The organism is Mesorhizobium sp. M7A.F.Ca.MR.176.00.0.0, assembly GCF_004023165.1.
GTDB lineage: Bacteria > Pseudomonadota > Alphaproteobacteria > Rhizobiales > Rhizobiaceae > Mesorhizobium.
On the sequence record NZ_RZTC01000338.1, the window covers coordinates 1 to 268 of the forward strand.

At 70.5% G+C, this 268-nt stretch carries 1 pseudogene; it reads left to right on the plus strand.

The window, feature by feature from the left end:
- A pseudogene (locus EOB59_RS35140) lies at positions 1-268 on the plus strand (hypothetical protein); the annotation flags it as partial.

The window sequence follows — 268 nt, forward strand, 5'->3', positions numbered from 1 at the left end:
TTGCTGCACCAGCCGAAGAGCCGGTGGCGCTTGCCCCGGCCAATGACGACGCGCCGAGCACGGAGAAGCCGAAGAAGCCACGCCGTGCCGCCAAGCCAAAGAAGGCCGCGGCCGAAATTGTCGCCGATGAGCCGGCTGCGGAGGTGGAAGCACCGGTCGACACGCCGGTCACCGCATCCGACGAGGCAGCCATCGCTTCTGTCGAGGAGGCACCGAAGGCCCGCTCGTCGCGGCGCAAGCCGGCGGCGGCGAATGCGCCGGTCGAGCC